At 72.3% G+C, this 25,961-nt stretch carries 26 protein-coding genes and 3 pseudogenes; 18 read left to right on the forward strand and 11 right to left on the reverse strand.

Annotation, left to right across the window (positions count from 1 at the left end; translation table 11 throughout):
- Positions 1-1,372 precede the first annotated feature (1,372 nt).
- Positions 1,373-1,732 carry a MerR family transcriptional regulator gene (locus OO57_RS17460; RefSeq protein WP_033253415.1) on the forward strand — a complete coding sequence of 120 codons (360 nt, stop codon included), beginning with the start codon at positions 1,373-1,375 and terminating at the stop codon, positions 1,730-1,732.
- Positions 1,733-2,102: 370 nt separating this feature from the next.
- Here OO57_RS17460 and OO57_RS17465 read toward each other — a convergent pair whose 3' ends face one another.
- From OO57_RS17465 to OO57_RS17475, 3 genes are all read right to left on the reverse strand, one after another.
- Positions 2,103-2,483, reverse strand: a complete 381-nt coding sequence (locus OO57_RS17465; RefSeq protein ID WP_051777838.1) for a CBS domain-containing protein — start codon at positions 2,481-2,483, stop codon at positions 2,103-2,105.
- Positions 2,484-2,652: 169 nt separating this feature from the next.
- The gene (locus OO57_RS17470) at positions 2,653-4,155 is read right to left on the reverse strand and encodes a DEAD/DEAH box helicase (RefSeq protein WP_033253416.1); all 1,503 of its coding nucleotides are present in this window, start codon (positions 4,153-4,155) and stop codon (positions 2,653-2,655) included.
- 364 nt (positions 4,156-4,519) lie between these two features.
- Positions 4,520-4,723, reverse strand: coding sequence for a cold-shock protein (locus tag OO57_RS17475; protein WP_033253417.1), 204 nt, complete (start codon positions 4,721-4,723; stop codon positions 4,520-4,522).
- Positions 4,724-5,217: 494 nt separating this feature from the next.
- On the opposite strand from OO57_RS17475, the gene OO57_RS46810 reads away from it, so the two are divergent.
- Positions 5,218-5,346 (forward strand): hypothetical protein, encoded by a 129-nt coding sequence (locus OO57_RS46810; protein WP_267884966.1) that lies wholly within the window; start codon positions 5,218-5,220, stop codon positions 5,344-5,346.
- 35 nt (positions 5,347-5,381) lie between these two features.
- Here OO57_RS46810 and OO57_RS38530 read toward each other — a convergent pair whose 3' ends face one another.
- Together OO57_RS38530 and OO57_RS17485 are read right to left on the reverse strand one after the other, a co-directional pair.
- Positions 5,382-5,711, reverse strand: a complete 330-nt coding sequence (locus OO57_RS38530) for a hypothetical protein (RefSeq protein ID WP_051777840.1) — start codon at positions 5,709-5,711, stop codon at positions 5,382-5,384.
- A gap of 850 nt (positions 5,712-6,561) precedes the next feature.
- A complete protein-coding gene (locus OO57_RS17485; protein ID WP_033253418.1) occupies positions 6,562-6,978 on the reverse strand; it encodes a GNAT family N-acetyltransferase in 417 nt (138 codons plus the stop codon).
- A 388-nt stretch (positions 6,979-7,366) separates the two neighbouring features.
- Between OO57_RS17485 and OO57_RS17490 the strand changes: the two genes are divergently transcribed.
- The 3 genes from OO57_RS17490 (at position 7,367) to OO57_RS17495 (ending at position 8,408) form a co-directional block, all read left to right on the forward strand.
- Positions 7,367-7,846 (forward strand): hypothetical protein, encoded by a 480-nt coding sequence (locus OO57_RS17490; protein ID WP_033253419.1) that lies wholly within the window; start codon positions 7,367-7,369, stop codon positions 7,844-7,846.
- Positions 7,843-8,145: a hypothetical protein gene (locus OO57_RS43890; protein WP_158715146.1), complete on the forward strand. Its 303-nt coding sequence runs from the start codon at positions 7,843-7,845 to the stop codon at positions 8,143-8,145. The genes OO57_RS17490 and OO57_RS43890 overlap by 4 nt, the downstream gene beginning before the upstream one ends.
- A 77-nt stretch (positions 8,146-8,222) precedes the next feature.
- Entirely contained in the window at positions 8,223-8,408 is a 186-nt protein-coding gene (locus tag OO57_RS17495) for a hypothetical protein (protein WP_033253420.1), read from the forward strand.
- A 237-nt stretch (positions 8,409-8,645) separates the two neighbouring features.
- On the opposite strand, the gene OO57_RS17500 is transcribed toward OO57_RS17495, so the two are convergent.
- Complete coding sequence (locus OO57_RS17500; RefSeq protein ID WP_033253421.1) at positions 8,646-9,215, reverse strand: TetR/AcrR family transcriptional regulator; 570 nt, start codon at positions 9,213-9,215, stop codon at positions 8,646-8,648.
- Positions 9,216-9,331: 116 nt separating this feature from the next.
- On the opposite strand from OO57_RS17500, the gene OO57_RS17505 reads away from it, so the two are divergent.
- From OO57_RS17505 to OO57_RS17520, 5 genes and pseudogenes are all read left to right on the forward strand, one after another.
- Entirely contained in the window at positions 9,332-10,018 is a 687-nt protein-coding gene (locus OO57_RS17505; RefSeq protein ID WP_033253422.1) for an SDR family oxidoreductase, read from the forward strand.
- Positions 10,019-10,105: 87 nt separating this feature from the next.
- The gene (locus tag OO57_RS17510) at positions 10,106-11,110 is read left to right on the forward strand and encodes an NADP-dependent oxidoreductase (RefSeq protein WP_033253423.1); all 1,005 of its coding nucleotides are present in this window, start codon (positions 10,106-10,108) and stop codon (positions 11,108-11,110) included.
- Positions 11,111-12,315: 1,205 nt separating this feature from the next.
- Positions 12,316-12,486: pseudogene (locus OO57_RS45595) on the forward strand (MerR family transcriptional regulator); the annotation flags it as partial.
- 157 nt (positions 12,487-12,643) lie between these two features.
- Positions 12,644-13,096, forward strand: a complete 453-nt coding sequence (locus OO57_RS17515; RefSeq protein WP_033253453.1) for an ATP-binding protein — start codon at positions 12,644-12,646, stop codon at positions 13,094-13,096.
- 321 nt (positions 13,097-13,417) lie between these two features.
- Complete coding sequence (locus OO57_RS17520; RefSeq protein WP_033253424.1) at positions 13,418-13,810, forward strand: hypothetical protein; 393 nt, start codon at positions 13,418-13,420, stop codon at positions 13,808-13,810.
- A gap of 409 nt (positions 13,811-14,219) precedes the next feature.
- Here OO57_RS17520 and OO57_RS17525 read toward each other — a convergent pair whose 3' ends face one another.
- The 3 genes from OO57_RS17525 to OO57_RS17535 form a co-directional block, all read right to left on the reverse strand.
- The gene (locus OO57_RS17525; protein ID WP_033253425.1) at positions 14,220-14,549 is read right to left on the reverse strand and encodes a CBS domain-containing protein; all 330 of its coding nucleotides are present in this window, start codon (positions 14,547-14,549) and stop codon (positions 14,220-14,222) included.
- A gap of 199 nt (positions 14,550-14,748) precedes the next feature.
- Positions 14,749-16,251, reverse strand: a complete 1,503-nt coding sequence (locus OO57_RS17530) for a DEAD/DEAH box helicase (protein WP_033253426.1) — start codon at positions 16,249-16,251, stop codon at positions 14,749-14,751.
- Between the two features lie 369 nt (positions 16,252-16,620).
- Positions 16,621-16,824 (reverse strand): cold-shock protein, encoded by a 204-nt coding sequence (locus tag OO57_RS17535; RefSeq protein WP_033253427.1) that lies wholly within the window; start codon positions 16,822-16,824, stop codon positions 16,621-16,623.
- A 505-nt stretch (positions 16,825-17,329) separates the two neighbouring features.
- Between OO57_RS17535 and OO57_RS17540 the strand changes: the two genes are divergently transcribed.
- Complete coding sequence (locus OO57_RS17540) at positions 17,330-17,557, forward strand: hypothetical protein (RefSeq protein WP_033253428.1); 228 nt, start codon at positions 17,330-17,332, stop codon at positions 17,555-17,557.
- A gap of 232 nt (positions 17,558-17,789) precedes the next feature.
- Positions 17,790-18,574: pseudogene (locus tag OO57_RS47395) on the forward strand (transposase).
- A 117-nt stretch (positions 18,575-18,691) separates the two neighbouring features.
- Here OO57_RS47395 and OO57_RS17550 read toward each other — a convergent pair.
- Both OO57_RS17550 and OO57_RS17555 read right to left on the reverse strand, forming a co-directional pair.
- Positions 18,692-19,032: pseudogene (locus OO57_RS17550) on the reverse strand (Tn3 family transposase); the annotation flags it as partial.
- Positions 19,033-19,132: 100 nt separating this feature from the next.
- Positions 19,133-20,107: a helix-turn-helix domain-containing protein gene (locus OO57_RS17555; protein WP_033253430.1), complete on the reverse strand. Its 975-nt coding sequence runs from the start codon at positions 20,105-20,107 to the stop codon at positions 19,133-19,135.
- Positions 20,108-20,354: 247 nt separating this feature from the next.
- On the opposite strand from OO57_RS17555, the gene OO57_RS43895 reads away from it, so the two are divergent.
- The 6 genes from OO57_RS43895 to OO57_RS43910 all read left to right on the forward strand — a co-directional run bounded on the left by OO57_RS43895 (position 20,355) and on the right by OO57_RS43910 (position 25,749).
- Entirely contained in the window at positions 20,355-20,528 is a 174-nt protein-coding gene (locus OO57_RS43895) for a hypothetical protein (protein WP_158715147.1), read from the forward strand.
- Positions 20,529-20,645: 117 nt separating this feature from the next.
- Complete coding sequence (locus OO57_RS43900; RefSeq protein WP_158715148.1) at positions 20,646-20,807, forward strand: hypothetical protein; 162 nt, start codon at positions 20,646-20,648, stop codon at positions 20,805-20,807.
- A gap of 262 nt (positions 20,808-21,069) precedes the next feature.
- Positions 21,070-21,504: a hypothetical protein gene (locus OO57_RS17560; protein ID WP_033253431.1), complete on the forward strand. Its 435-nt coding sequence runs from the start codon at positions 21,070-21,072 to the stop codon at positions 21,502-21,504.
- A 388-nt stretch (positions 21,505-21,892) separates the two neighbouring features.
- Complete coding sequence (locus OO57_RS17565) at positions 21,893-22,783, forward strand: peptidoglycan-binding domain-containing protein (RefSeq protein ID WP_051777844.1); 891 nt, start codon at positions 21,893-21,895, stop codon at positions 22,781-22,783.
- A gap of 66 nt (positions 22,784-22,849) precedes the next feature.
- On the forward strand, positions 22,850-23,674 hold the full coding sequence (locus tag OO57_RS43905) for a CHAP domain-containing protein (protein ID WP_158715149.1): 825 nt from the start codon (positions 22,850-22,852) through the stop codon (positions 23,672-23,674).
- Between the two features lie 1,895 nt (positions 23,675-25,569).
- On the forward strand, positions 25,570-25,749 hold the full coding sequence (locus tag OO57_RS43910) for a hypothetical protein (RefSeq protein ID WP_158715150.1): 180 nt from the start codon (positions 25,570-25,572) through the stop codon (positions 25,747-25,749).
- The last annotated feature ends 212 nt before the right edge of the window (positions 25,750-25,961 follow it).

The following is a 25,961-nucleotide window of genomic DNA, read 5'->3' on the forward strand; positions in this document are numbered from 1 at the left end:
CTGCCCACTGCCCACTGCCCCGGAGCGCGCCTCACCACCCGCACTCCGGGGCAGCCCCGAGCCCGACACTGCATGAAGGACAGCGGGCGAGCGCCGTAGGGCGGTCCGTGAACTTCAACGGCGCGCAGCCCACGGCAGGCGACCGACGGCACGGAGCCGGGCGCCGCCGCGGAACGCGGGCTGCGACGGGCCGGCTTCCGGGGATGCCCGCCCGGCCTCGCCGTCCGCGGAGCGCGCCCGACCGCTTTCCCGGTAGGCGGGGGCGTTCTTGCCGGGGCCCCTCGGGGGTGGCGAGCTCGCTGAGGGCCGCGGTCTCCTGGGTCCGGTTCACCGCGCAGTCGAGGACGCGGCCCAGCGCGGAGGCCCGCCGTCCTCCCGGCTGCGCCACGCGGTCACGGTGTCGCTCCCGGGCGGCGCGTGGCTGCCCAGCACGCCTCGGTCGTACTCGTCCGGGGAGAGCGTCCTCTCGCCGTGGAAGCACCGGTCGAGCGCGCGCAGGACGGCGGACTCCCCCGAGCCGGTCTACCGGGGGCCCGGACGCCGGCCGCGGTTGCGGCGGGGGTCGAGCGCGTCGCGCAGGGGGTGGAGGTCCGCGAGGGTGACCTGCTGGGCGAACCGGGTCAGCAGGCGGCGCAGGCTCCGCTCGTCCCGGTCGCGGACGGCTTCGGCAAGGGCTGCCGCCAGTGACGTCCGATCGTGCGGGTCGGATCCGCGTCCTCGACCTGCCGTTCCCGGTTCTTCCACCGGTCCGCCCTCTCGTCCGTGTCTGCTGCTCGTGGCCCTGGCCGGGTCCCCGCACACCGCGCCCGCGTTCCGCAGGGCGCAGACTACCTGCCTCTCAAACACCGGAAAATCTACCCTGACTGAGGTAGACATTGGCCTGCTGCTGGGTTAGCGTTTCTCTCGTAAGCGCAGGAAACAGACGGCCCGGCAGACATGAACTGGCGGGAAGTACCAGAGAAGTTCGCAGGTCGGCACGGCAGTGGGGTCCTGAAGCCAGCGTGTGTGCAGTGAGGCGACAGGGCCGACGGCCGGGCCGGGCGGCCCGCAGTCATCAGGGGCTGCCGTCGAGCAGTACCAGCAGTTCGCAGTACCAGTCCACGAAGAGGAAGAACGGAGGGACAGAGCGCCATCAGGATCGCCCGGCCCGTGATGCCTTTCACCCGGGCGGACACCGCAGACCCCCTTTGAGTACGAGGACGGTGGTTTCCGGTCACGCATACGCGATCCCCGCAGGTCCCCTCCCCCGGGGCAGTGCGGAACAAGGAACCCGGCCGAAGCCGGTAGATGGTGTTGTTTCCCCTTCGGGGCCCCGGAGCCGCCACGGCGCCGGGGCCCCTCGACGCGTTCTTCGGGAACCAAGAGAGGTGCAGTGACTACGACGACCGACCAGCCCCACACCCCGGACACCGTCAACTCGTTCGACGACGATGACTACCCCGCCTACACCATGGGCCGGGCCGCCGCGATGACCGGCACCACCGCCGGCTTCCTACGCACCCTGGGCGACCAGGGCCTCATCACCCCACTGCGTTCCGAGGGCGGCCACCGCCGCTACTCCCGCTACCAGCTGCGGATCGCGATGCGCGCCCGCGACCTCGTCGACCAGGGCACCGCCATCGACGCGGCCTGCCGCATCATCATCCTCGAGGACCAGCTCGAAGAAGCCCTGCGCATCAACGAACAACTCCGCCGCCGCCAGGCCGGCCCGGACGCCGCGGCCGACACCTGACGCCGCTGCCCTCCCGTCGCGAAGCAGGCCCGTGGTGAGCGCCGGGCGCTCACCACGCCGGGCGCAGCGGAGCACCCCCGCCCGCCGACCGGCTCCTGCGAGAGGGCTCGGTGCAGGCAGGCGGGCTGCGCACCGCGGCGGATGGGCTGCGCACCGCGGCGGGCGGACCCGTTGCGCGGGTGCGCACCGGTGGCGGAACTCAAGGAGTGGGACGTGGCCGCCTCGGCCGGGACACCCCTGCGTTCTGACCTCCGCCGCGGCGTCCGCCCCCTGCCGCAGGTCTTCGCCCGGCTCCGACGGTAGGAGCTCCGGGGCGGGCGGGCGTCGGCCCGTGGGTGCCTTCGGCCGGTTCCTAGTGCCTGACGCGGCACTAGAAGTCGAGGAGGCCGATGGCGTGGCCGTCGTGGTCCACCACCGCCCACGTGTCCAGACCGCGGGCGCGCATGGCGGCGAGGGCGTCGGCGGCCGGCATGTCGGCGGTGGCGAACGGGGCGCGGTCGAGGGTGATGTCGCGGACCGGGGTCCGCTCGGTGTACCAGGACCGGGCCTGGAAGGGCGCGAGGTGGAGCCGGGTCAGCAGCCCGGCGCAGCGGCCGTCGTCGGTGCGGACCAGGACGTGGTCCGCACCGGAGCTGTGCAGGACGTCCATCGCGGTGTCGGCGGTGACGTCGTCGCTGATCTGCAGTTCCGGGTGTTTCATGAGGTCGCCGACCGTGGTGGTGGTCGTGGGCCGTTCGAGGCTGATGGTCATGGGCGGTGTCCTTCGGGTCGGCGCCGCCGGTGGCGGCGGTCCGGGCGCTGGTGGGGGCGGGCCGACGGCGGCTCGCAAAGTGCGGTGGGGCCGTGACGGGCAGGGCCGGACCCGAGGGGCCGGGGCGTGCGAGCGGGCACCGTGTCGCGGCCCGGCGCCGTGCGGCGTCCTACCCTGCGAGGGCGGTGCGCTCGGGCGCCTGGGTGCGGGAGCCGGTGACGGTCCGGGCGGCGCGAGAGGCCCGGCGGCGCCGGTTGCGACTCGTGGAGGTGCTGCGGCGCGGGCGCTCGACGACCGGGTCGGCGATCGCGGTGGGGATGCCGGTGGGCACGCGGGCGCCGGTGATCCGGGCCAGTTCCGCGTCTCCGGCGCTGACGCGGGTGGTGACGGGGACGATGGCGGCGGTGGTCATCATGCGGTCCATCTCGCGGCGCTGGTCGGGCAGGACCAGGGTGACGACGGTGCCGGACTCGCCGGCCCGGGCGGTGCGTCCGCCGCGGTGCAGGTAGTCCTTGTGGTCGGCGGGCGGGTCCAGGTTGACGACCAGGTCGAGGCCGTCGACGTGGATGCCGCGGGCGGCGACGTTGGTGGCGATCAGGGCGGTGACCTGGCCGTTGCGGAACTGCTCCAGGGTGCGGGTGCGCTGCGGCTGGGACTTGCCGCCGTGCAGGGCCGCGGCCTTGACCCCGTTGGCGAGCAGGTCCCGCACCAGGCGGTCGGCGCCGTACTTGGTGTCGGTGAACATGATGACTCCGCCGTCGCGGGAGGCGATGTGCGCGATCGTGGCGGCCTTGTCGGTGTTCCGCACGTGCAGCACGTGGTGCTCCATGGTGCTGACCGCGCCCGCGGACGGATCCACCGAGTGCGTGACCGGGTCCTTGAGGAAGCGGCGGACCAGGCGGTCGACGTTGCGGTCCAGGGTGGCGGAGAAGAGCATCGTCTGCCCGCCCTCGGCGACCTGGTCGAGGAGTTGTACGACCTGCGGCAGGAAACCCACGTCGGCCATCTGGTCGGCCTCGTCCAGCACCGTGGTGCCGACCCCGTCCAACCTGCAGTCACCGCGCTGGACCAGGTCCGCGAGCCGTCCGGGAGTGGCGATCACGACCTCGGCGCCGCGGGCCAGCGCCTGGGCCTGGCGGCCGATGGACACCCCGCCGACCACCGTGGCCAGGCGCAGGCGCACCGCGTGGGCGTAGGGGGCGAGGGCATCGGTGACCTGCTGGGCGAGTTCGCGGGTGGGGACCAGGACCAGCGCCAGCGGTCGCCCCGGTTCGGCCTGCCGTCCGGCGGTGCGGGCCAGCAGGGCGAGGCCGAACGCGAGGGTCTTGCCGGAGCCGGTGCGGCCGCGGCCGAGCACGTCGCGGCCGGCCAGCGAGTTCGGCAGCGTCGTGGCCTGGATCGGGAACGGCGAGGTGACGCCCTGCCGGGTCAGCGTCGTCAGCAGCGCCCCCGGCAGGTCCAGCTCGTCGAAGGACTCGACGGCCGGCAGCGCCGGGGTCGTGCCCGCCGGCAGCGCGAACTCGCCCTGCACAGAGGGCTTCTGACGGGTACGACGGCCGACGGCGCTCCGGCCGCCGACGGGCCGGTCACCGTAGGAGGAGCCGCCGGAGCGGGAGCCTGCGGCGGAGCGGGAGTGGGAACCCTGCGGCGAGAAGCGACTGGAACTGTTCATGCGGAAGACCTTCCTCGGGACGGCGCGTCACGAGGAGGCTCCGCAGCGCCTGGGCACCGGGCGGAGACCGCAAGGGAACGGGCCGGAAGTATGACGGGCGGGGCGTGGACGGTGGAACCGTGCGGCACGTCACCTGCGGTCGGTGCTCACCGGAAAGGGGTGGGAGCAGAAGACCTCGAACCGTGGAACGTCACGGCAGGACGGCGATCCGCACACGGCGCCGGGCGCCTCGCGTGGGGATGACCGCCGGTGGCGGGGCCCGGACCAGCCGGGACGTACGTCATGGCGCACGGCCGAGGGGCCCGCACCGAGCGTGTGCGCGGTGCGGGCCCCTCGCTGCCGGGCGGGCGCCGTGGCAGAAGAACTACAGCGGACGGATGTTCTCGGCCTGCGGGCCCTTCTGGCCCTGCGTGACGTCGAACTCGACCTTCTGGCCCTCGAGCAGCTCACGGAAGCCGTTGGCGTTGATGTTCGAGTAGTGGGCGAACACGTCGGGGCCGCCACCCTCCTGCTCGATGAAGCCGAAGCCCTTTTCCGCGTTGAACCACTTCACAGTGCCATTAGTCATAGACAAATCTCCTTCAAGGGGCTGTCCGAAGTCCGCACGGTGCCGACTCCGAGATGCCGCGATGATGACCCACCCGGAACGAAACCGGAAAAAAACGTCCGCGACACCTCAGCAGACGTAGAGAAATCTCATGGGAACCACTACTGCAACTACATGCGACTCTAGCAGGCCGATGCGTTCCGTGGCGGACATTTCACCGTCGGCTCCCGGGAAACCCGCTTTCCGGCCTGCCGTCCCGGAGCCGCCGACGCGGTCAACACACCGCACCACCAGGCACATCGACGACACGAGCACCCGCCACGCCCACCCCGGAATCTCCACTGGCGGTTGCGGCGCGGACGTCTTCCGCGAGGGTCGTGCCGTCGAGGCGGACGTCGATTGCACGGATTTCGACACGGCGGCGCGCCCGTGCTCGGCGAGTTGGAGGCGGTGCCGCCGGTCGTCGACTTCGCCCCGACCCGCTCCCGAGGGACCCGCCCGCGTTCGAGCGCCTGGTGCGCGAACTCTTCACCGCCGTGGGCCACGAGGCCGTCCGGGCCCCGCTCCTCCAGCACCTCGGCGCCGACGCCCTGATCGGCCTGCCGAAGCTCCCGCCCGGCCGGCAGCCGGACGACGTCGGATGACGGTGCCGTCCGGAAGTACGCGGACGTGTCCCGCGTCAAGCGGTCGGCAGGTTTTCGGGTTCCGGAAAGTTGGGGACGAGCGGGTCCGCAGCACCGAATCCGCGCTCACGTGAGCCGTTCTGCCCAGGCGTGCGGACCCGGGTTCGGACGTGCCGCGGCTCCGGTCGGGTGCCGCGGCACCCCTCGATGCGGAACGAGCGGAACGGTCCGCCGTTGTCGGTGACGATGATGGCCAACGGCTTCAGGCTCCCGTCCACGTCGCGCGGGGCGAGCTCGGCCGGTGGCCTTCCGGCCAGCAACTCCGCTTCCCTGATGGGGAGTTCGATCGCGGCGACGGCGTCGTGCCGGTTCGCGGTGGGCGCCACGTGCCGGCCCGGCTCGTACTTCGACCAGTGGTCCCGACAGCCCGCGAGCCGCCAGGTGCCAGGTGCCGCCACCGGTCGTCTCGAACTCGCAGAAGTCGAGCTGCCGGACCCGGATCGGGCCGGTCGGCTCGGTCGCGAAGGCGGCCTTGCGGTGGGCCCGGGCCTGGTGCGCGAGCGCGTGCCTGGTGATGGCGCCAGGTCCGCTCGGGCACGCCGACCGCGAAGAACTCGGCACCCCCGCCAACCGCACCCCGCGCCTCGACGACCCCGCCGAGGACCGGCCCATGCGGTCCGGCCACCACCTGAGGCGGCAACAGAAAGAGCCGGCACCTGGTCTCCCAAGTACCGGCCCGCCACCGCTGGTCCCAGCCGGCGGCCGCCCGGGCCCTCGACCGTGCGGCGGACACCCGGGCCCGGCCCGGGTTCCTCCACCACGCGGCGGCCCTCGCCGACCTGAACCTGCTCGCCCACGCGCTGGTGGCCGCCGAGCGGCGCGACGAGGCCCGCCCGGTCTTCGAAGCGATCAACGGTACGGTCGCGGCCTGGCCTGGAGCTTCGGAGGCGACCCGGTGCCCGAGTTCGAGAAGGTGCGGGCCAGGAGCGGAACCGGCGGGTGAGCCGCCGGGCTCCTCGGCACGGCGAACGGACGGTCCTTGCGATCGTGAACCGGCGGAGCCGGCAGGTCTCCGCAGTCGTCCGGCGGGCGGCCGCGGAGGCGGTGCTCGCGCGCGATCGGCGCCGTCGGCGCCGCCGGGCTCGACGAGCCGCGCGCATCGGGCGACGTCCGCCCTGCTTGCCGCTCTGCGCGGACGTCCATCGGCGGCGGGCGAGAGGGGTCCGTCCCGTCGGTCTACACCGGGTCGAACGCCCAGGTGAGTACCACCTGCCCCGCTTCCGGCACGCCACCGGCGCGGCGGTACGTCGCCCGCGCCGCCGCGTTGTCCTCGTCCGTGATCGTCCACACGCCGTAGCAGCCCCGTTCGCGCGCCAGGTCCGCGAGCGCGGACACCAGGGCCCGGCCCACGCCACGGCCGCGGAACGGCTCGTCCACGCCCAGCTCGTACAGGAACATCTCGGTTCCCTTGTCCGGGTGGGTCATCTCGACCCCGGTGACCATCCCCGCCGGGGCGTCGTCGGCGTAGGCGATCAGGAGGTGGTGGCGCTCGTCCGCCAGGAACCGTTCGGTGGCCTCCCGCCCCGGGGCGGTGTCGAAGAGGTGCCCGGCGGCGTGGACCGCCTCGGCCTGGGTGACGCGACGGATCTCCATGCGGGGATCCTGGCACGTTCCGGCGTCGGGGGTCGGCCGTTTTCCCGCCGCGCGCTCCTGCTGCTCGGCGCGGGAGCGCCGGCGGCCGCCGGCCTGATCGCTCCGCTGCCCGCGGCAGCGGCCACCGCCGACCCGGTGCGGCGACCCGCTGACCGGGAACGGCGCCGTCTCGCGCACCCTGCTGCCCTACCGTCAGCTGACGACCACCCAGAACCCCGGCGGCCCGGTCGGCGACGCCGCCTTCGCCCTGCCGGCCGCCGCCGCGCCGCCCCGGTTCGCCTTCAAGGGGGCCCTCACCCTCACCGGCCCCGGCGGCAGCGGAGGGTTCAAGAACATCAAGAACTGCACCGGCTGCGGCAGGCACCTGCCGCCGATCGGCCTCGACCTCGTGCAGAACGGCAGCCACCTGATCCCGGCGGTCCAGGGCCTGACGATCACCGGCGACACGCAGTCGGGCTCCACGTACGACCTCATCGTGGGGCCGGGGCGGGCGTGGTCGGAGAACGGCGACACGGGCGCGGCCGGGACGTTCTCCCGGGCCTCCCTGCCGTTCGCGCTCGTCGACCGCAACCAGAACTGCGTCCACAACGGCGGGCTCAGCTTCCCCTACAACGCGGCCGCGGTCTCGATCGCCGCCTACCAGGTGACGGCCGAGGCCTGCGCGCTGCACCAGTTCGACGTGTGGGGCCAGCTCGCTGCGACCTACGACGCCCACGGCGTGCCCGACGCCGTCGCGCTGGAGAACGCCCACGCGGCGGAGGTCGGGAACCGGATGCCGACCAAACCACTGTCCGCCCTCGCCACCGACCACCCGGCGGCGGGGCTCGACCTCGCCGCCTTCGGCAGCGGCATCACCCCTCGGCGATGACCTCCTACGGCGTGGTCTGCAACGGCGTGAACTACGTGGCGGGCGGCACGTCCGCGAACAAGGGCTGCCAGACCCGCTACGGCGCCCACGCCTTCTGCCAGGACATGCGGCTGCCCTCCTGCTCCACGGCCAAGTCGGCGTTCGTCGGACTCTCGATGGCCCGACCGGTGCAGGACTTCGGTCCCGGCGTCCCGAACCTCGACCTCAAGGGCTACGTCCCCGAGATGGCGTCCAGCGGGAACTGGAGGACCTGTCCAGCGACACCGGCACCGTCTCGTCCCCGTTCCGGACCACGCTGACCAGTTCCTGCTCCAGCACGGCCACCACCTGCAAGGTAGCCAGCACCGCCGGTCTCAAGGCGGGCGACACGATCGGGATGGGCAGCGCCACGCTCACCGACGACACCCACGTGATCACCGCGCTCACCCCCACCTCGATCACCTGGGCCGGCGCCCATCAGCGGGCCGGTCACAGCAGCGGGCAGGCCGTCTGGCTGCAGAACACCGCCGGTGGCGGCTTCGCGGCCAGCACCGGTGCCGCCGTGGGGGTGACCGTGTCCTGACCGGGGAAGCGCACCCGGCACCCGCCTGCTGAAGAGTGGTCCCCGGTCGTCGCGCTCCGGCGTGGCGACCGGGGACCACTCCGGCGCGGGCCGACGCCGTTCCGGTGCGCCCCCGGACGGCCCGGGCGAACCGCCGGTCGGAGCGGAGCGCCCCGCCCCCGGATCGGTTCGAGGCCGCGCCGACGGGGCTCGGCGACCTGGTCACCGGGCCCGCGTGCGACCCTCTCGTCCGGGCTCTCAGCTCCGCGACGGGGTGGCCGTCAGCGCCTCGCGCGCGGCGGTGAGGATCTCCTCGGAGAGCGGGGAGCCCTTGGTGGCCCGGGACAGGACGAGCGCGCCGACCATGGTGCACAGCCGGGCGAGGCCGTCCTGGTCGTCGTCGGCGAGGAAGTCGGCGAAGTCGGCCGCGCCCCGGGTGTAGACGCGGCGGGCCTCCTCGCCCGCCTCCGCGCGGGCGACGTCGGTGGCGAGTGCGGCGACGGGGCACCCGTCGGCCGGACTGTCGCGGTGCTCGACGGAGAGGTAGGCGTCGATCGCCGCCCGCCGGGCGGCGCCGGGCTGCCCCGGGTGCTCCTCCAGCCCGTCCCGGTGGTGCCGGGTGAGTTCGGCGAACGCGTGGGCGGTGGCTTCGGCGACCAGTTCCTCCTTGGAGGCGAACTGCTTGTAGAAGCCGCCGTGGGTCAGCCCGGCCGCCTTCATGAGGTCGGCGACGCTGGCCTGGGTCCCCTGTTCCCGGAGCAGCCGGGAGGCGGTCTCCACCACCCGTCGGCGGTTCTCCTGCGCCTGCGCCTGCGATACGCGGCCCATCGTTCACCCTCCCATTTGGATGTCGAGTCCAATCTATTCTAGACTCGAATTTAGATGTTGGACGAAATCTATCGCTGGCGGTCGAGGCCGCACGCGGGACCGGGAGCGGAGCACCGATGGAACTGAAGGACGCGGTCGCAGTGGTCACCGGAGCCAACCGGGGGCTCGGACGGCAGCTGGCCGCCCAGCTCTTGGAGCGCGGGGCCAAGGTGTACGCGGCGGCCCGGCGGCCCGAGACGGTGGACCTGCCGGGCGCCGTCCCGCTGCGGCTCGACGTGACGGACGAGGAGTCGATCCGCGCGGCGGCCCGCACCGCCGCCGACGCGACGCTGCTGGTCAACAACGCCGGGATCTCCACCGGCACCCCGCTGCTCACCGGCAGCCCGGACGCGGTGCGCCGGGAGATGGAGGTGAACTTCTTCGGCCCGCTCGCCGTGACGCGGGCCTTCGCCCCGGTCATCGAGGCCAACGGCGGCGGCGCGGTGCTCAACGTGCTGTCGGTCCTGTCCTGGCTGCACCCGGCCGAACTCGGCGCCTACGCCGCGGCGAAGGCCGCGGCCTGGGCGCTGACCGGCGCGAGCCGGGAGGAACTGGCGCCGCGCGGCATCACCGTGACAGCGCTGCACGTCGCCTACATGGACACCGACATGGCCGCCGACGTCCCCGCCGACCGGAAGACCGCCCCTGCCGAGGTCGCCGCCCGGGCCCTGGACGGGATCGCGGCGGGCCTGCCCGAGGTCCTCGCCGACGAGGTCACCCGGCACGTGAAGCGGAGCCTGGCCACCCCGCCGACCGCCGCCTGAGGGCCGCGGCCTCGAGGCCGCTCGGCCGCACCGGGGCCGGGGCACGACGAACCAGCAGCGCACACCGCACGAGGCACGGAGACGACGATGAAGGCGTACCTGATCGAGAAGTACGGCGACCGGTCCGCGGTGCGGGCCGCCGAAGTGCCCGACCCGCGGCCCGGGCCCGAGGACGTCCTGGTCGAGATCCCGGCCGCGAGCGTCAACCCGTTGGACTTTCGGATCCGCGACGGCGCCTTCAAGCGGATCCTGCCCTACCGCCTCCCCCTGGTGCTGGGCAACGACCTGGCCGGCGTCGTGGTGCGGGTCGGCCCGGCCGTCACCCGGTTCGCGGTGGGCGACGAGGTCTACGCCCGGCCCGACAAGGACCGCATCGGCACCTTCGCCGAACTCATCGCCGTCCACCAGGACGACCTCGCCCCCAAACCGGCCGCCCTCACCATGGCCCAGGCCGCCTCCCTCCCGCTGGTCGCCCTCACCGCCTGGCAGGCGCTGGTCGAGCGGACACGGGTCCGGCCCGGCCAGAAGGTCCTGATCCACGGGGGCTCCGGCGGCGTGGGCACCGTCGCCGTCCAGCTCGCCCGGCACCTCGGCGCCCACGTGGCCGCCACCGCGAGCGCGGCCAACGCCGACCTGCTGCGGGAACTCGGCGCCGACCTCGTCATCGACTACCGCACCCAGGACTTCGAGGAGCTCCTGGACGGCTACGACGTCGTCCTGGACACCCTCGGCGGCGAGACCCTGAAGAAGTCGCTGCGGGTCCTCGGGCCGGGCGGGAAGGTCATCAGCATCGCCGGGCCCCCCGACGCCGGCTTCGCCCGGGAACTCGGCGCCGACCCGCTCCTGCGGCAGGCGATGAACGCGCTGAGCTTCCGGACCCGACGCCGCGCCAGGCGCCGGGGCGTGGCCTACTCGTTCCTGTTCATGAAGGCCAGCGGCGAGCAGCTGGCCGAAATCACCCGGCTCGTCGACACCGGGAAGATCCGCCCCGTCGTCGACCGCGTCTTCCCCTTCGCGCAGACCCGCGAAGCCATGGAGTACGCCGAGCAGGGCCGCACCAGGGCCGGCAAGGTCGTCGTCACGATGGCCTGACACCGGGCGCCCGGCCCCGACCCCCGACGGCCTCCGCACCCCGCTCGGGTGACCGCGGAGGCCGCACCGCCCCCCGCCCTCGGCGCCGGTCCCGCACCGACCACCGCGCACCGGCCGGACCGGCCGATCCGCCGGAGTCAGGGTGCGGCCGCCGGGTTCGGCGGCAGATGAGGAGGCCGCGGGCGGGCTGCGGCCACCAGGAGCGCCGGTTGCGGTACCGACGGGCGGCGTCGAGGGTGTCGCGGAGTGCGGGCAGGTGGGCGACGGCGACCTGTTGGACCAGGCGTGCGAGGAGCCGGCGTGCCCGGGTTCCTTCCGCCGTTCACCCTCCTGCGCATTGTCCCTGGTCGTGCCCGGCATGTTCCGACCAGCGCGCAGGCCGAAGACTATCTCCCCCCTGGACACTCAAAAATCTACCCTGGCCGGAGTAGACATTGCCGTCGGGCGTGGTTAGTGTTTCTCTCGTAGTCAGCAGTCGGAAGGGCCCGCCAGACACGAACTGGCGGGGGCATCAACGAAGTTCGCAGACCGGTCCGGTCGCGGGGTACTGAAGCCAGGGTTGTTGCAGGACGGCGACAGGACCGGCGACCGGACCGGGCGGCCCGCAGTGATCAGGGGCCGCCGACGAGCGGTACCGCGGCAAGCACGATGGCGGTACCGCGGCGAGCAGGTGAAGTCGATCCGCAGTCACCAGTAGGTGGAGTAGGCAGGGTCTCAGCAAAGGCGTCGGACTGCGGGCGCGCGTGCTGGGAAGTCCGGCAGTGGGGTACCGAAGCCGAGCAGTGGAGCACGACTGGCGACGGGGCCGGCCGCCGGACCGGATGGTGAGCCTCTTCGGCCGCCACGGCAGTACCGAGCAGTACCAGTGCCGGACCGGCAGTACGCAGTACCAGCACTTCGCAGGACGTCGCTTGGCGCAGAGGAAGAACGGAGGGCGCGAGCGCCATCAGGATCGCCCGGCCCGTGAGATGAAGCAGTTCTCGTCCGGGCGGACACCGCAGACCCCTCAGAGCACGAAGGACGGTGGTTTCCGGTCACGCATGCGCGATCCCCGCAGGCCCCTCCCCCGGGGCGGTGCGGAACAAGGAACCCGGCCCAGGCCGGTAGATGGTGAAGTTCCCTTCGGGGCCCCGGAGCCGCAACGGCGCCGGGGCCCCTCCGTGCGTTCTCGGAACCCCACTTGAAACCCCGCTCGAAGAGGTGCAGTGACCACGAGCACCGATCGACCCACCACCGCAAGCAGCTTCGACGACGACTACCCCGCCCGCACCATGGGCCGCGCCGCCGAGATGACCGCCACCACCGCCGGCTTCCTGCGCGCCCTCGGCGAACACCGCCTCATCACCCCGCTGCGCTCGGAGGGCGGCCACCGCCGCTCCCCCTTCCTGCCCACCGGTTCTCCGGGGTGTGCGTGCGGGGCCGGACGGGGGGTACGAGCCCACCGCAGCCCCGGCTGCTTCGAGAGGGGTAGCGGTGCGGCAGATGGCGCGCGAGAGCGGGATCCGGTCCCCGGAGGTCCGTCCGGAACCGTCGATGACGGTGTTCGTCGACGGTGAACCGCTGGCGTGGGCCCGCCGAAGCGCCCGCGCCTTCCTGGCCCGGGCGCGTGACACCCACGCGGTTGCGGTCTCGGAGCGGGTGGTGGACACGGTCCAGCTGGTCGTCTCCGAGCTGGTGACCAACGCCCGCAAGTACGCGCCCGGGCCGTGCCTGCTGGAGCTGACGATCACCGGCAGCGCTGTGGAGATCAGCGTGTGGGACAGCGGGCCCACCCTCCCCGTGGCACACGCCCCCGACCCGACCCGCGTCGGCCGCCACGGCTTGGAGACCGTGCTGGCCGTCAGCCGGCGCTTCGAGATCCTCCGCGAGATCGTGGGCAAGCGCGTCACAGCCGCCATCGCACTCGCGGACGACCCGGCGGACGACCCGGCGGACGACCCGGCGGACCGGGTGACACGACCAGCAGGTCCGGCCGCCACCCGGTGAAGCCGTCCGCCCGCGCCCCGCTCCGACCCGCTGCCGGAAGCCGGACGGCACCACGCGGTTCACCGGCCCCGACACCCGGCGCACGAAGGCGAGGACCGCACCACCGCACTCACCCGGAAGCCCCTCGAAGAGCCCGGCCCCCGCGCCCCCGCGCCTGCGCCGTGTCCGGGACCGGCCCGCCACCCGGCCCCGGCGCCCCGGCGTCCTCCACCGCCCCCGCCTGAACGGCGGTCGTGACCGGCACCGCTCCCGGCTCGGATACCGTGTCCCTGCACGGGGTGCCATAACGGATGTGGCGCCCCCTACGGAGGTAGCCAGCGTATGAGTTCCAAGCGCAGCCAGAATCCAGCCCTGCCCGTCCTCGACGACGCGTACCGGCTCGCGTCGGTCAAGGACACCGAGGAGTCCACCCGCGACTTGGCCGCACGGCTGGCCACCACCGAGCTGCGCCGCGCCTCCCACCCCGGCCGGGTCACCTGGGACGCCGTCGATCAGGCCGATCCCGTACCGGCCCCGCCGACCGTGGTCGACGGCGACGGGGACCTGTGGCTGCGCGACCGGGGCACCGGCACCTGGACCATGCCCGAATTCGACCCGAAGACGTTCCCGGCCCGCTGCGGCGAGGTCCTGACGTGGAACGAGCTCGCTCGTGAGTACGGCCCGCTGACCGCACTGGCCAACGAGCGCCACATCGGCGGCGGCCGCCGCCGCTGACCGCGCCGCCCGCCGGGCTGACCGCACCCGGAAGGACACCGATGCGGCCCTGACAGTGGCCCTGACAGCGGCCCCTTCCCCCGACCGGGATTCGAGGTGCCGCGTGAACCGGCGGCCAGGCGAACACCCGCCACGGGATCCTTGACCGGTGGTGCCCCGGGAGCGGGCCCGCAGCAGCGGTCGGCCAGTTGTTCCCCGGTGCGGGCTGCCAACCTGCACCGGGGGCCTGGTCGCCCCTTCTGCCCCGGGCCGGTGAGTCTCGCCGGCGAAGCCTGCTGAGTGGGCCCGGCTCGGCGCGGCCTGTCCCGCCTCTTCGCCGGCCTCTCTCCACTTCACTCCGGGGAGACGACCGTTTCAGTGCGGAGCGGACGGAAACCTGCCACGGGCGCGGAAGCTCGGACGTGCGCTCCTACGCGGCGAGCAGGCCGATGGCGTGGCCGTCGTGGTCGATGACCAGCCATGCGTCGAGACCGCGCGAGCGCATCGCGGCGGCCGCGAGGGCCACGGGCATGGAGGCGGTGGCGAACGGGCCGCGGTCGTGGAGGATGTCGCGGCCCCGGGTGCGTTCGGTGTACCAGGAGCGGACTCGGAACGGCGCGAGGTGCAGGCGGGTCAGCAGCCCGGCGCAGCGGCCGTCCTCGTCGCGGACCAGCAGGTGGCCGGTGCCGGAGCCGAGCAGGATGTCCGTCGCGGTGTCCGCCGTGGCGTCGTCACTGATCTGCGGCCCGGGAGGCCGCACGAGCTCCCGACGGTGAGGTCCGTGCTCGGGCGCTCAAGGGTGATGCTCGTGGGCGGTTCCTCCGTGTCGGTTCCGACAGTGACGGCGGTGCTCCGGTCTGCCGGGCGGCGCGGGCGGTCACCGCGGGGTGCGGCGCTTCCTGCCACGAGGTGCGGCGTGCCCGTTCCCGGTGCGACGGAGCAGGGGCACGCCCGCCGGGCTATGCGGCGAGGGTGACGTGGCTGGGTGCCGCCTGGTAGCGGCCGGTGTTCTGCGCGCTGCGGCCGGAGGCCGGGCGACGGCGGCGGTTGCGGCGTGAGGGGGCCCTGCGGCTCGGGCGCTCGAGGACAGGGGCCACGATCACGGTGGGGATGCCGGTGGGCACCCGGGCGCCGGTGATGCGGACCAGTTCCTCGTCAGTGGAGTGGACCCGGGTGGAGGTGGGAGTGATGGCAGCGGTGGTCATCATCCGCGCCGTCTCCCGGCGCTGGTTGGGCAGGACCAGCGTGACGACGGTGCCGGACGCACCGGCCCGGGCGGTGCGTCCGGCCCGGTGCAGGTAGTCCTTGTGGTCGCTCGGCGGAGCCAGGTTGACGACCAGGTCGAGCCCGTCGACGTGGATGCCGCGGGCGGCGACGTTGGTGGCGATCAGCGCGGTCACCGCGCCGGTGCGGAACTGCTCCAGGGTGCGGGTGCGCTCCGGCTGGGACTTGCCGCCGTGCAGGGCGGCCGCCTTCACCCCGTTGGACAGGAGGTCCTGCACCAGGCGGTCCGCTCCGTGCTTGGTGTCGGTGAACATGATCACCCCGCCGTCGCGGGAGGCGATGCGGGCGATCGTGGCGTCCTTGTCGCTGCTCTGCACGTGCAGCACGTGGTGCTCCATGGTGCTGACCGCCCCGGCGGAGGGGTCGACCGAGTGCGTGACCGGGTCCTTGAGGAAGGCGCGCACCAACCGGTCGACGTTGCGGTCCAGGGTGGCGGAGAAGAGCATCGTCTGGCAGCCCACGGCGACCTGCTGGAGCAGTCCGGTGACCTGCGGCAGGAAGCCCATGTCGGCCATCTGGTCGGCCTCGTCGAGCACCGTGACCGCGACGCCGTCCAGTTGGCAGTCGCCGCGCTGGACCAGGTCCTTGAGGCGGCCCGGGGTGGCCACCACGACCTCCGCGCCGCGGTTCAGCGCCTGCGCCTGGCGCCCGATCGACATCCCGCCCACCACGGCCGCCGTCCGCAGCCGCACCGCGTGGGCGAAGGGCGTGAGCGCCTCGGTGACCTGCTGCGCGAGCTCACGGGTCGGCACCAGCACCAGGGCCAGCGGGCGTCGGGGCTCGGCCTTCCGCCCGGCGGTGCGGGCCAGCACGGCGAGGCCGAACGCGAGGGTCTTGCCCGAGCCCGTGCGGCCGCGGCCCAGGACGTCGCGTCCGGCCAGCGAGTTCGGCAGGGTGGCGGCCTGGATCGGGAACGGCGTGGTGACGCCCTGGCGGGTCAGCACCGACAGCAGCGCGTTCGGCAGGCCCAGTTCCTCGAAGGACTCGACGGCCGGGAGCGCCGGGGTGGTGCTCACCGGAAGCGCGAACTCGCCCTGCGGGGAGGAGCCCTGACGGCCGTTCCGGCCGGAGGACCGCCCGCCGGCGGGGCGGTCGCCGTAGCAGGAGCCGCCGGAGCGGGAGCCTGCGGCGGAGCAGGAGTGGGAACCCTGCTGCGAGAAGCGACTGGAGCGGTTCATGGGAAACCTTCCTGGGCGGCCCGTCACGGCACGGCTCTGCAGCGCGGAGGCGCCGGCGGAGCCCGCGGAGGAACGGGCCGAGAAGCATGACGGGCGGGGCGTGGACGGGAGAACCGTGCGGCACGACACCTTCGGTCGGCGCTCACCGGAAAGCAGCGGGAGCGAAGAACCTCGAACCGTGGGATGTCACGGCAGGGTGCCGATCCGGACGCGACGCCGGGCGTCTCGCGTACGGACGGCTGCCGGTGACGGAGCCAGGGGGCCTTGGGCGGCCAGGGTCGTGCGCGGTGATGCAATGCCGAGGGGCCCGCACCGAGCGTGTACGCGGTGCGGGCCCCTCGCTGCCGGGCGGGTGCCGTGGCAGAAGAACTACAGCGGGCGGATGCTCTCGGCCTGCGGGCCCTTCGGGCCCTGCGTGACGTCGAACTCGACCTTCTGGCCCTCGAGCAGCTCACGGAAGCCGTTGGCGTTGATGTTCGAGTAGTGGGCGAAGACGTCGGGGCCGCCGCCCTCCTGCTCGATGAAGCCGAAGCCCTTTTCCGCGTTGAACCACTTCACAGTGCCATTAGCCATAAATAAATCTCCTTCAAGGGGCTTTCCGAAACACGCACGGCGCGCACTTCGAGTCGCCGCGATGAGCACCCACCCGGAAAATGTCCAGGAAAGAAAAATGCGCCTGCGACACATCAGCAGGCGCACACAAAGTTCATGGGAACCACTACTGCAACTAGGAGAGACTCTAGCAGGCCCGGGCTCGCCACGCGCGGAAATTTCGTGCCCGGTTCTGTGACGCTTCTCGCCGGGCACCACCGACCACGAGGCCGAACAGCCGCCACCATGCCTCGTTTCCAGCCTGGCCGGGCCCCCGCCGCAGCGCCTTCGGGGCCTACTGGCGGCTCCCCCGAACGGGCGAGTCGCACGGGCACCGAGCGCCCGCCCCACCGTGCCGGGCCCCCACCGCGCCCACCGGCACATCGGTGATCGTTTCGGGCGGCGGGCGCGACATTCTTGCCGCAGCCGCGAAACCGAGACCCCGGAAAAGTCCCGCTGCCACGATTTCCGGCGCATACTCCAGGGGATGAAGAAATTTGTAGCAGTTCGCCGCGTCCTGCCCACCAGCCCCTTCAAAGTCCCGGCCGAAGCACCGCGCAAGCACTTCGCCGTCGGCGACCGCGTCACCCACGACCGGTACGGCCTAGGCCGGGCCATCGCGGTCGAAGGAGACAGCGACATCGCGGTGCTCGTCGACTTCGGATCGCGACGCGAACGCATCACCCAGCCCTACGCCACGATGTACAAGCTCTGACTGTGAGGATGTAGGTGGCATCGCTCGGGGGTCTGACCCGTGCTCTGACCGACGCTTCAGCTGTCCTTCCGCGGAATCGTCGATCGTTCGGGCGGTGCCGTCATACACGCGCCGGTCGGGCACCTGTGACCTCATAGGAGCCCGGCCAAAGGTCCCGCCACAGTCCTGTCCTGCCGCCCGACCGGTGCGTGCCGTCCCCCGCGTGTCGCACGGAAGGACAGCAGCACCCGGCATGGCAGAGGCGACAGCGGTGGTCGGAGGTGTGGACACCCGCACCGACTTCCACCAGGCCGCCGTGATCGATTCCATCGGCCGACACCGGGCCACCGAGTCGTTCCCCACCGACCCCGACGGCTACCGCCGCCTGCTGGACTGGTTGCGCTCGCACGGCGACCTCACGGCCGTCGGCGTCGAGGGCACCGGCCCCGCAGAGGCCCGCGAGAAGCCGCGCGGCCTGCCCACCGGAGAGCTGATCAGACAGCCGGCCCGCTCCCGGCCGGGCACCGACACCCACGCCCCCGCCGGCGCGACCAGGATCGTGCCGCGGCGCCTGGCCCGCCGCCACCAGTACCTCACCGAGGAGACCGCCGACGCCGACGCCGAGCTCAGACCGCCGGTCCCCAGGCGGCGCCCGAACCGGTCGCGCTGCCCGGAGTCGGCACCGAGACCGCGGCCCAGCTCCTGACCACCGCCGGTGACAACTCCGACCGGCTCAGGTCCGAGGCGCCCGGCGCGCACCTGTGCGCGGTGGCCCCGGTCCCCGCCGGCCCCGGCCGCACCCATCGGCACCGCCTCAACCGGGGCGGCGACCGACAAGCCAACAACGCCCTCCACGTCATCGCCCCGGTCCGGATGCGCCACGACCCACGCACCCGCGACCACGTCGCCCGTCGCACCGCCGAAGGCATGTCCAAGAAGGACATCCTGCGCTGCCTCAAACGATTCATCGCCCGCGAGGTCCACAAGCACCTCGTCCAGCCGTCAGCCAGCCCACAACCGCTCCTACCGACCGCTTGACGATCATAGGAGCTTCCGCCCCGGCGCGGACCTGGACGCCGCACAGGGGATCGGCCTGCTCGTCCTCATCGAGGGCGGCGCCTTCGGCCCGTGACCAGCAGTGTCCGGCAAGCGCTGTCAGGCGCGGACGGTGTTCGATCCGCCCTCGTCGTCGCCCAGTTCCGGGGTGTCCGGGTCGCGCAGCGGCGCAGGGCGCCCGCGGCCGGGACGGTGGCGGTGAAGCTGTGGCGGCCGGGCAGGTTCAGGTTGCGGTGCTCGAGCGGGGACAGGCGGGCGATGTCTCCGTCCCGCAGTTCGTGGCCCTCGGCGCGGAGCCGGGCGACGGCGTCGTCGATGTACTTCGTCGTCCACAGCACGATGGCGTTGAGGACCAGGCCGAGCGCGCCGAGCCGGTCCTCCGTCCCGCCCCGGTACGCCTGGTGGACGGTGCCGCGCTTGCCGTGGCACACGTCCCGGGCCGAGGCCCAGCCTCGTCTGCCACCCCACCCGCGCCGAGCAGCCCTTTCACCCTCCCGCTCCCGGACAGGAGGAAAGAGGCTCACTGACGCCCTGTCGGGGTCACAGCCAGTCCTGCCGCACGGCCTGGGCCCCTGCCTGGAAGCGGCTTTCGGCGCCCAGCCGGACCATCAGGTCCTGCATCATTCGACGCACTGTCCGCAGGGACAGGCCCAGCTTGCGGCTGGCGGACTCGTCCGTGTGGCCCTGGTCCAGCAGCTGCAGCAGAGCACGCTCGGACCCGGTGAGGTCCTGATCGTCGCGGGGGGCGGGCTGACCGAACTCGGCTCCGCTGCGCCACAGTTCGTCGAACAGCGCGCACAGGGGCTGGACGAGGGCCTCGCCGTGCAGTTCCAGTGCGCCGCGGCGGCCGTCGCTGGGGTGGGTCGGCACCAGGGCGACGCTGCGGTCGACGATCACCAGTCGCACGGGCAGTAGCGGCACGGTACGCGTCAAACCGCCCAGATCGGCCAACCAACGAACATAGCGCAAGGTGTCCGGGTCGTTGCGGAAACTGTCCTGGAAAATGCTGCGGATGACCACTCCGCGCTCCAGCGCCAGTTGATTGGGGTGCTTGCCCGCCTGGATGGAATCGGGGCGGACCGCCCCCCCTCGCATCAAGGACAGGCATTCCTCGGTCGCGCTCGCAGCGAGTTCCTCGAGACGGTCGCGGACGGCTTCGAGGGAGTCCAGCCGGACAACCATGCCGTCGCCGGGTCGCCGGTCGACGTACTCGGCGGAAAGGGCTGCGATCGCGGTCCGGGCGCTCTCCAGTTGCTGCTGGCGGAAGAGCAGTTGGTCCTGGTTGCGGGCGAGCAGCCTGGTGAGTCCGACCTCCGGGCTGACGGCCCGCAGCGCATGGGAGTCGGCCGCGGGCCGCAGCAGCGTCAGTTCCAGCAGTTCGTCGAGCGCTTCGCGCACCTCCGCCTCCGACAGGTGCAGGTGGGCGGCGACTTGGTCGAGCCGCCAGTCCGGCTCGGCCAGCAGGGTCCGGTAGACGCCTTCCGTCAGTGCGCTCAGTCCGAGTGCTTGCAACACCGCGCTGCCCTCTCTACGTCGATGATCTTCATCATCGGCGCACGGCGGACGCGTACGCAATGCCTCCGCAGACGAAATGATCTGGCACTTAGCTGCCGGGCGGTTTGGTGCCACACGTGTAGTCGTGACATCGCTTTGCGTAGACGGCAGGCTCTTCCCCAACAGCGGAAAGCGCCACAAGAACCGGGACGAGTTCCGTAAACCATTCACAGGCACAGCATCGGTGACAAAACAGGGGAGAACAGTCGTGCCTCACTCCATACGCCTCGCGTGCACCGCCCTGGTCGTGGCCTTCACCGTCGGCCTGGGAGCCGTTGCCGTCGGCGGCACCGTCGCAGACCGCTCGGCCGCCCAACGCGCCGTCACCGCCTCGGGTTTCGACTGGGACAGCGTTTCCCTCTCGCCGCCCGTGCAGGGATGACCGAACCCCGTGCACTTGGTCGCGGTGACTCTCATCCGTCCTGGCCCGGCGCCATCGCAGCTGACGGCTGAAGCGGTCACCGATCTGGTCTGGAGCCACAGCCGACGCGAAGACCGAGTGGAACACATCCGCACCCGCATCGACCTCGACCACTGTCGCATCGCTGCCGCGATGATCGCGGACACCCCGGACACGGCGACCGCGAACCTGCGCCGCGTCTGCGAACGCGCCCTGCAGCACGCACCGGCCCTGCGCGGCTGGCACCTCGCCCGCGTGTAAGACCTCCGCGAACGGAATCCACGGCCCTCCTGGCCGCCCGGGTGCGGCCACGCCGGAGAGATCGAGAACCGCCTGCCCACCCCCGCCCGAAAGCCTCGGACCGGCCGAGCACGTGACGTCCGCCCGGAGAGCCGGAGCGCCCGTCGACCCGGCACCGGGGACTCGGCAGTGCGGCCTGTTAGCGGAGGGAACCCGCTCCAACGCCCTGGCGACGCCGAGGGAGACCCTCCCCATCCCATTTCCTGAAAGAAGGTTGTCCGCCATGCCCAGCTTCAAGAAGTTCGCTGCCGTCGCCGCCCTTGCCGTGCCGATGCTGCTCGCCGTTCCCGGGACCGCCAGCGCCTCCACCCCGGGCGCCTGTTCCAGTGTCACGCAGATCGGCAGCACCGCCTACCTCAACGTGGGCGGGCAGACGATGGCGTCGGTGAAGCAGTACAAGGGCTGCGGCCAGAACTACTCCTACCTGTACGTGTGGGAGGGCTACCGCTCCACCCACAGCAGTTGGGACGTGTGCGCGGCCATCGTCACCAACGGTGGACGGGACGTCGAGGACCCCAAGTGCGGCCACAACTCCGTCGAGCTCTGGTCCTGGGGCTCCGACACGCTGTCGGTGTGCACCCAGGCCATGGGCTGGACCGGGTACGGCCCCGTTCCCTACTCCGGCGACATCACCGCCAAGACCGACGTCCGCTGCTGACCGGGTGCCCCCGTTCGACCGCCGAGACCACCGCGGCGACCACCGCGGCGACCACCGCGGCGACCACCGCGGCGACGGTTCCCGGAACGACTGCTCCTGACGGCTCGACGGCTTCCCCGAGCCCGGCCGCGTCCATCACCCGGCGCTGACCCCCCGCGCCGTCACCGGCGCTCGCACCGGACGCCCGGCCCACCGGGCCCCGGCAGGCGCACCTGCCCCGGCACCGCCCTTCTCCGCGGCAACCGCGCCGACAACAGCCGCACCGGCCAACGGTGTTGCCGGCCGCCGCCCCCGCCGGGGCCCTCCACCGCGACCCCCACCCGTCCGCTGCCCGACGGCGGACGGGGTCAGGGCCGGTCCTCCCCCCCCACCAGTAAGGAACCACCGCATGGCATCCGTCACCAAGACCCGGAACACCGCAACCCGCCTCCTCACGGCCGTCGCCGTCCTGAGCGGCCTGGTACTGAGCGCCGCCCAGGCCCAGGCGGCGGCCCCACCGCCCAGTACCGCAGCGTCGGCGGTCACCGCCACCACGCTGCCCGCGGTGGACATGGAAGCCACCGTCCTGGCCGCCCAGATCGATCCCCGCCGCGCCGACAGCACACTGACCCCGGGCGCCCACGACTCGGTCCTGGCCGTCGAGCGGGCCCTGCAGGCCCGCGGCCTCCTCGACGCCACGTGGGTGGACGGGTACTTCGGCACCAGCACCATCAGCGCCTACGCCGCCTACCAGCGCTCCCTGGGCTACAGCGGCCTGGCCGCCAACGGACTGCCCGGCACCACCTCCCTCACCACGCTCGGGCAGGGCCGCTACACCGTCACCCACCAGATCGGCCCCGGCGCCAAGCTGCAACGCGACGGATACACCGTCAACACCCGCACCCAGAACATGCTCACCGAAGCCGAACGCCTCCTGGGCTTCCGCCTCACCCTCTCCCAGGGCTCCTACAACCCCGGCGGCGACCCCACGTCCGCAGGCACCCACGACGGCGGCGGCGTCGTCGACATCAACGTCGACGGCATGACCAGCAGCACCCGCACCGCCGTCGCCCTGGCACTGCGCCAGGTCGGATTCGCCGCCTGGATCCGCAACCCCACCCAGGGCGACTGGCCGTGGCACATCCACGCCGCGGCGATCAACGACACCGACCTGGCCACCCAGGCCCAGAACCAGACCGGTGACTACTACCTCGGCTTGAACGGCCTGGCCAACCACGCGGCCGACGACGGCCCCCGCATCCCCATCCAGACCTGGGAGCAGTACCAGCGCAGCCACTGACCGCGCACAGCACCTCCCGAACACCACCGAAGCGCCCGTCGACCACACGTCACGAAAGAGAAGACCGTGAAGAAGATACGCACCACGCTGACCATCGCCGGCACCGCACTGGCCATGGCCGTCCCCCTCCTCGCCACCACCACCGTCCCCGCCTTCGCCGCGTCCCGCGACGGAGTCTGCGGCTCCGGGGAGTTCTGCTACTACTACAACAGCGACGAGGCCGGCTCGATCTCCGACTTCACCAGCTCCCTCAGCAACTACGGAGACACCCAGCCGACCTGCTACGACTTCAAGGGCACCGGCGCCGGCCAGGGCCTCTGCATCAAGAACAACGCCGCATCGGTGTGGAACCGCACCAGCCAGACCGTCCGCGTCTACTACAACAGCGGCTACGCCGGCTCCTACCAGGACTTCGCCCCCGGCGCCAAGGGCAACCTCAACTCCACCCTGAAGAACAACAACGCCTCCCACAAACTCCTCAGCAGCTCCAGCAGCGACAACGAGAGCCCCGTCAACGACTTCGACGGCGGCACCCGCGGCTTCGCCGCCAAGAACTGCACCGCCTTCGCGGCCTTCCGCATCGCGGACCGCCTCGGCGTCCCGAACTTCAGCAACTCCTACGGCGGCACCACCTGGGGCAACGCCGCCACCTGGGACGACGCCGCCCGCCGCCTCGGCATCACCGTCAACACCACCCCCACCGTCGGCGCCATCGCCGTCAACGACACCCACGGGGCGTACGGCCACGTCGCCTACGTCAACGCGGTCTACTCCGACGGTTCCTTCGACGTCGAGGAGTACAACTGGAACAACCCCCTCGCCTACGGCACCCGCAGCCACCTCAAGGTCAGCAGCGCCGAGTCCTCCTTCCAGCACATGATCCACTTCTGAGCCGGCACCAGCAGGACACCGGCCCACCCGGGCCGCGGCCGGCCTCCCGGCCGGGATGACCCCGTAGGTGTGTGCGTCACGGTGAGGTGACGCTCCCCGCCGGAGCCGCAGCGGAACCCATCGAAGCCCCGTCGGGCGGGCGACCCCTCCGAGTCGCCCTCGCTCGACGGGGCTTCGACGTGTCGTGCCGAGAAGGCGTTGAGCCCGCTCTTGGTGGAGGCTCCGTCGGTGGGCAGTTCGAGCAGTTCGTGCAGTTCACGAGCGCGGAAGGCTCGCCCGAGGTGGTCGTCGAAGACGGTCAGGGGCCGCTGGTGGGAGTCCGGCGTCGCGGTGGTCTGCGGTTCGGGCCCGGGTCGGAGGAGGTCCCCGACGGCCGTGCGTGCGTGCGGTCCGCAACTCCGCGAGGTGCGTCCGGGCCCCGGCGAGGGTTACCGCGAGGCCGTCGACCTGTTGCTGCAGGCCGTCAGCGCGGGCGGTGGCCAGCTCCTGCCCGGCCCTGAGCCGGTGGAGGAGTCCGGTGACGTTCATGCGGCAAGCCCGGTGTCGCGCCGGGCCGGGGCGGGGAGCGGAGTTCTCGGGCCGGCGCCATCCGCACCGCTCGCCGCTCTGCCCGAGCCGGGCGTGGACGCGTGGGGCCCCGTAGCTTCTCCGGGAGTCCGCGTGGATCTCGGTGGTCTTCTCGGTCAGCGCGGTGTCGCGGACGGCGCGGGGTCCGCGCTCGCTGTTGCGGCGGGCGCAGAAGGCGGCACCGAGACCGGGAGCAGTTCACACGTCCGTCCGACGTTGTCGCCCGCCTGCTTCTCCGCCTCGACGAACGGGTGGACCGTCACCGGGTCTCCGGGGCGAAGAAAGCCGTGGCCGCTCGAGAATGTCCACGTCCTCACGCAGGCGGCGGTTCTCCCGCCGCAACCGGGCCGGTTCCCCGCGCTCGTCGCCGGTCAGGCCCTCCCGTTCGCCGGGGCCGAAGCCCTGGTCAGGAGTGTCCGCCAAAGCGGATCAAGCCCACCGGCAACTGCCCGCACATCAACGGGCACGGACAGAGGAACCACCGACGTCCCGGCCGATGTGGCCCGGCGACCACCATGCGACCACCGAGCTGACGCAACAACAGAAAGAGCCGGCATCTGGTTTCCCAAGTACCGGCTCTCACAACCGACTTCACAGTCGGGACGACAGGATTTGAACCTGCGACCCCTTGACCCCCAGTCAGGAAAGGTTTTCCTATTCCTGCCTGAATTGCGCTCACATGCACGTCGTGCGTGTGCAGATGAGCGCGCTTCGCGCACCTCGTGCGACGGCATGCATGACGTGTGGTCCCCAGCTGGTCCCCAGCTCAGGGGCTTGACGAAGGGTCTGGGCGGCGTCCATATCTCAAGGGTAGCGCCGCCCCGGCCACGGATCCAGTGGTTCCCGCGGACCATCCAGAAATCTCCCGGCAGGACGTCGATGGCCGCCGAGGAGAATTAGGCTGAGCCGGACGAAGGGCAGCCATAGAACGGCCGTTGGAAATCCCGGGGCCAGCCATTTCCCACAGGCCTTCGAGGATTTTCGACGCTCGCTGTGGCGCACCCCGAAGACCCGTGCGAGACCCACCGCCGCAGCAGCATGCGTGCTCCGGGTTGTGCGAGCCCGACAACCCGCGGCCGACCAGCAGACATGCACTCCCGGCCCGCAGCCACTCGTCGTACGGCGTCTCCTTGCGGACCGATACCGCGCGATCAAGCAGCCGTACCCACCATCCGCACAGCGTGATCACCCGCACGGTGTGTCGCCGGCGCGTGTCCCAGGTGGTCGATCTCGCTGTGCTCCACGCCCCGCCACGCGCGCTCTGCCGACCCACCCACCACTCCAGCAACTCTGGACTCGCCATCACCACTTGGTTCGAGGAGGAGCCCATGGCGCAGTGTCTCAAGCGTGGTCGGGTGTACCGCAGGTGCGGGTGCAAGGACGGCAACACCGGGAAGCAGTTGGGTTCGTGGTGTCCGCGGCTGGCCGCCGATACCGCGCACGGGCGGTGGACGTACGCGGTGGACCTGGCGAGGGAGGACGGCAAGCGTCGGACCGAGGCGCCCTGAACCACGCGGTACGGACGTGGCGGCTGCGCTACAACCCGGCCAAGCACTCCGTCCCGCCCAAGCCCAAGCCCCGCGCGGCGGTGCGCACCTGCTGGACCCCCGACCAAGCCGCAGCGTTCCTCCGCCACAACGCGGAGCACTACGCCGACCGGCTCACCGACCTGTTCGAGGTCATGCTCGGCACCGGCATGCGCCGCGGCGAAATCCTCGCC

This window comes from Kitasatospora phosalacinea, from assembly GCF_000717185.1.
Classification (GTDB): Bacteria; Actinomycetota; Actinomycetes; order Streptomycetales; family Streptomycetaceae; genus Kitasatospora; species Kitasatospora phosalacinea_A.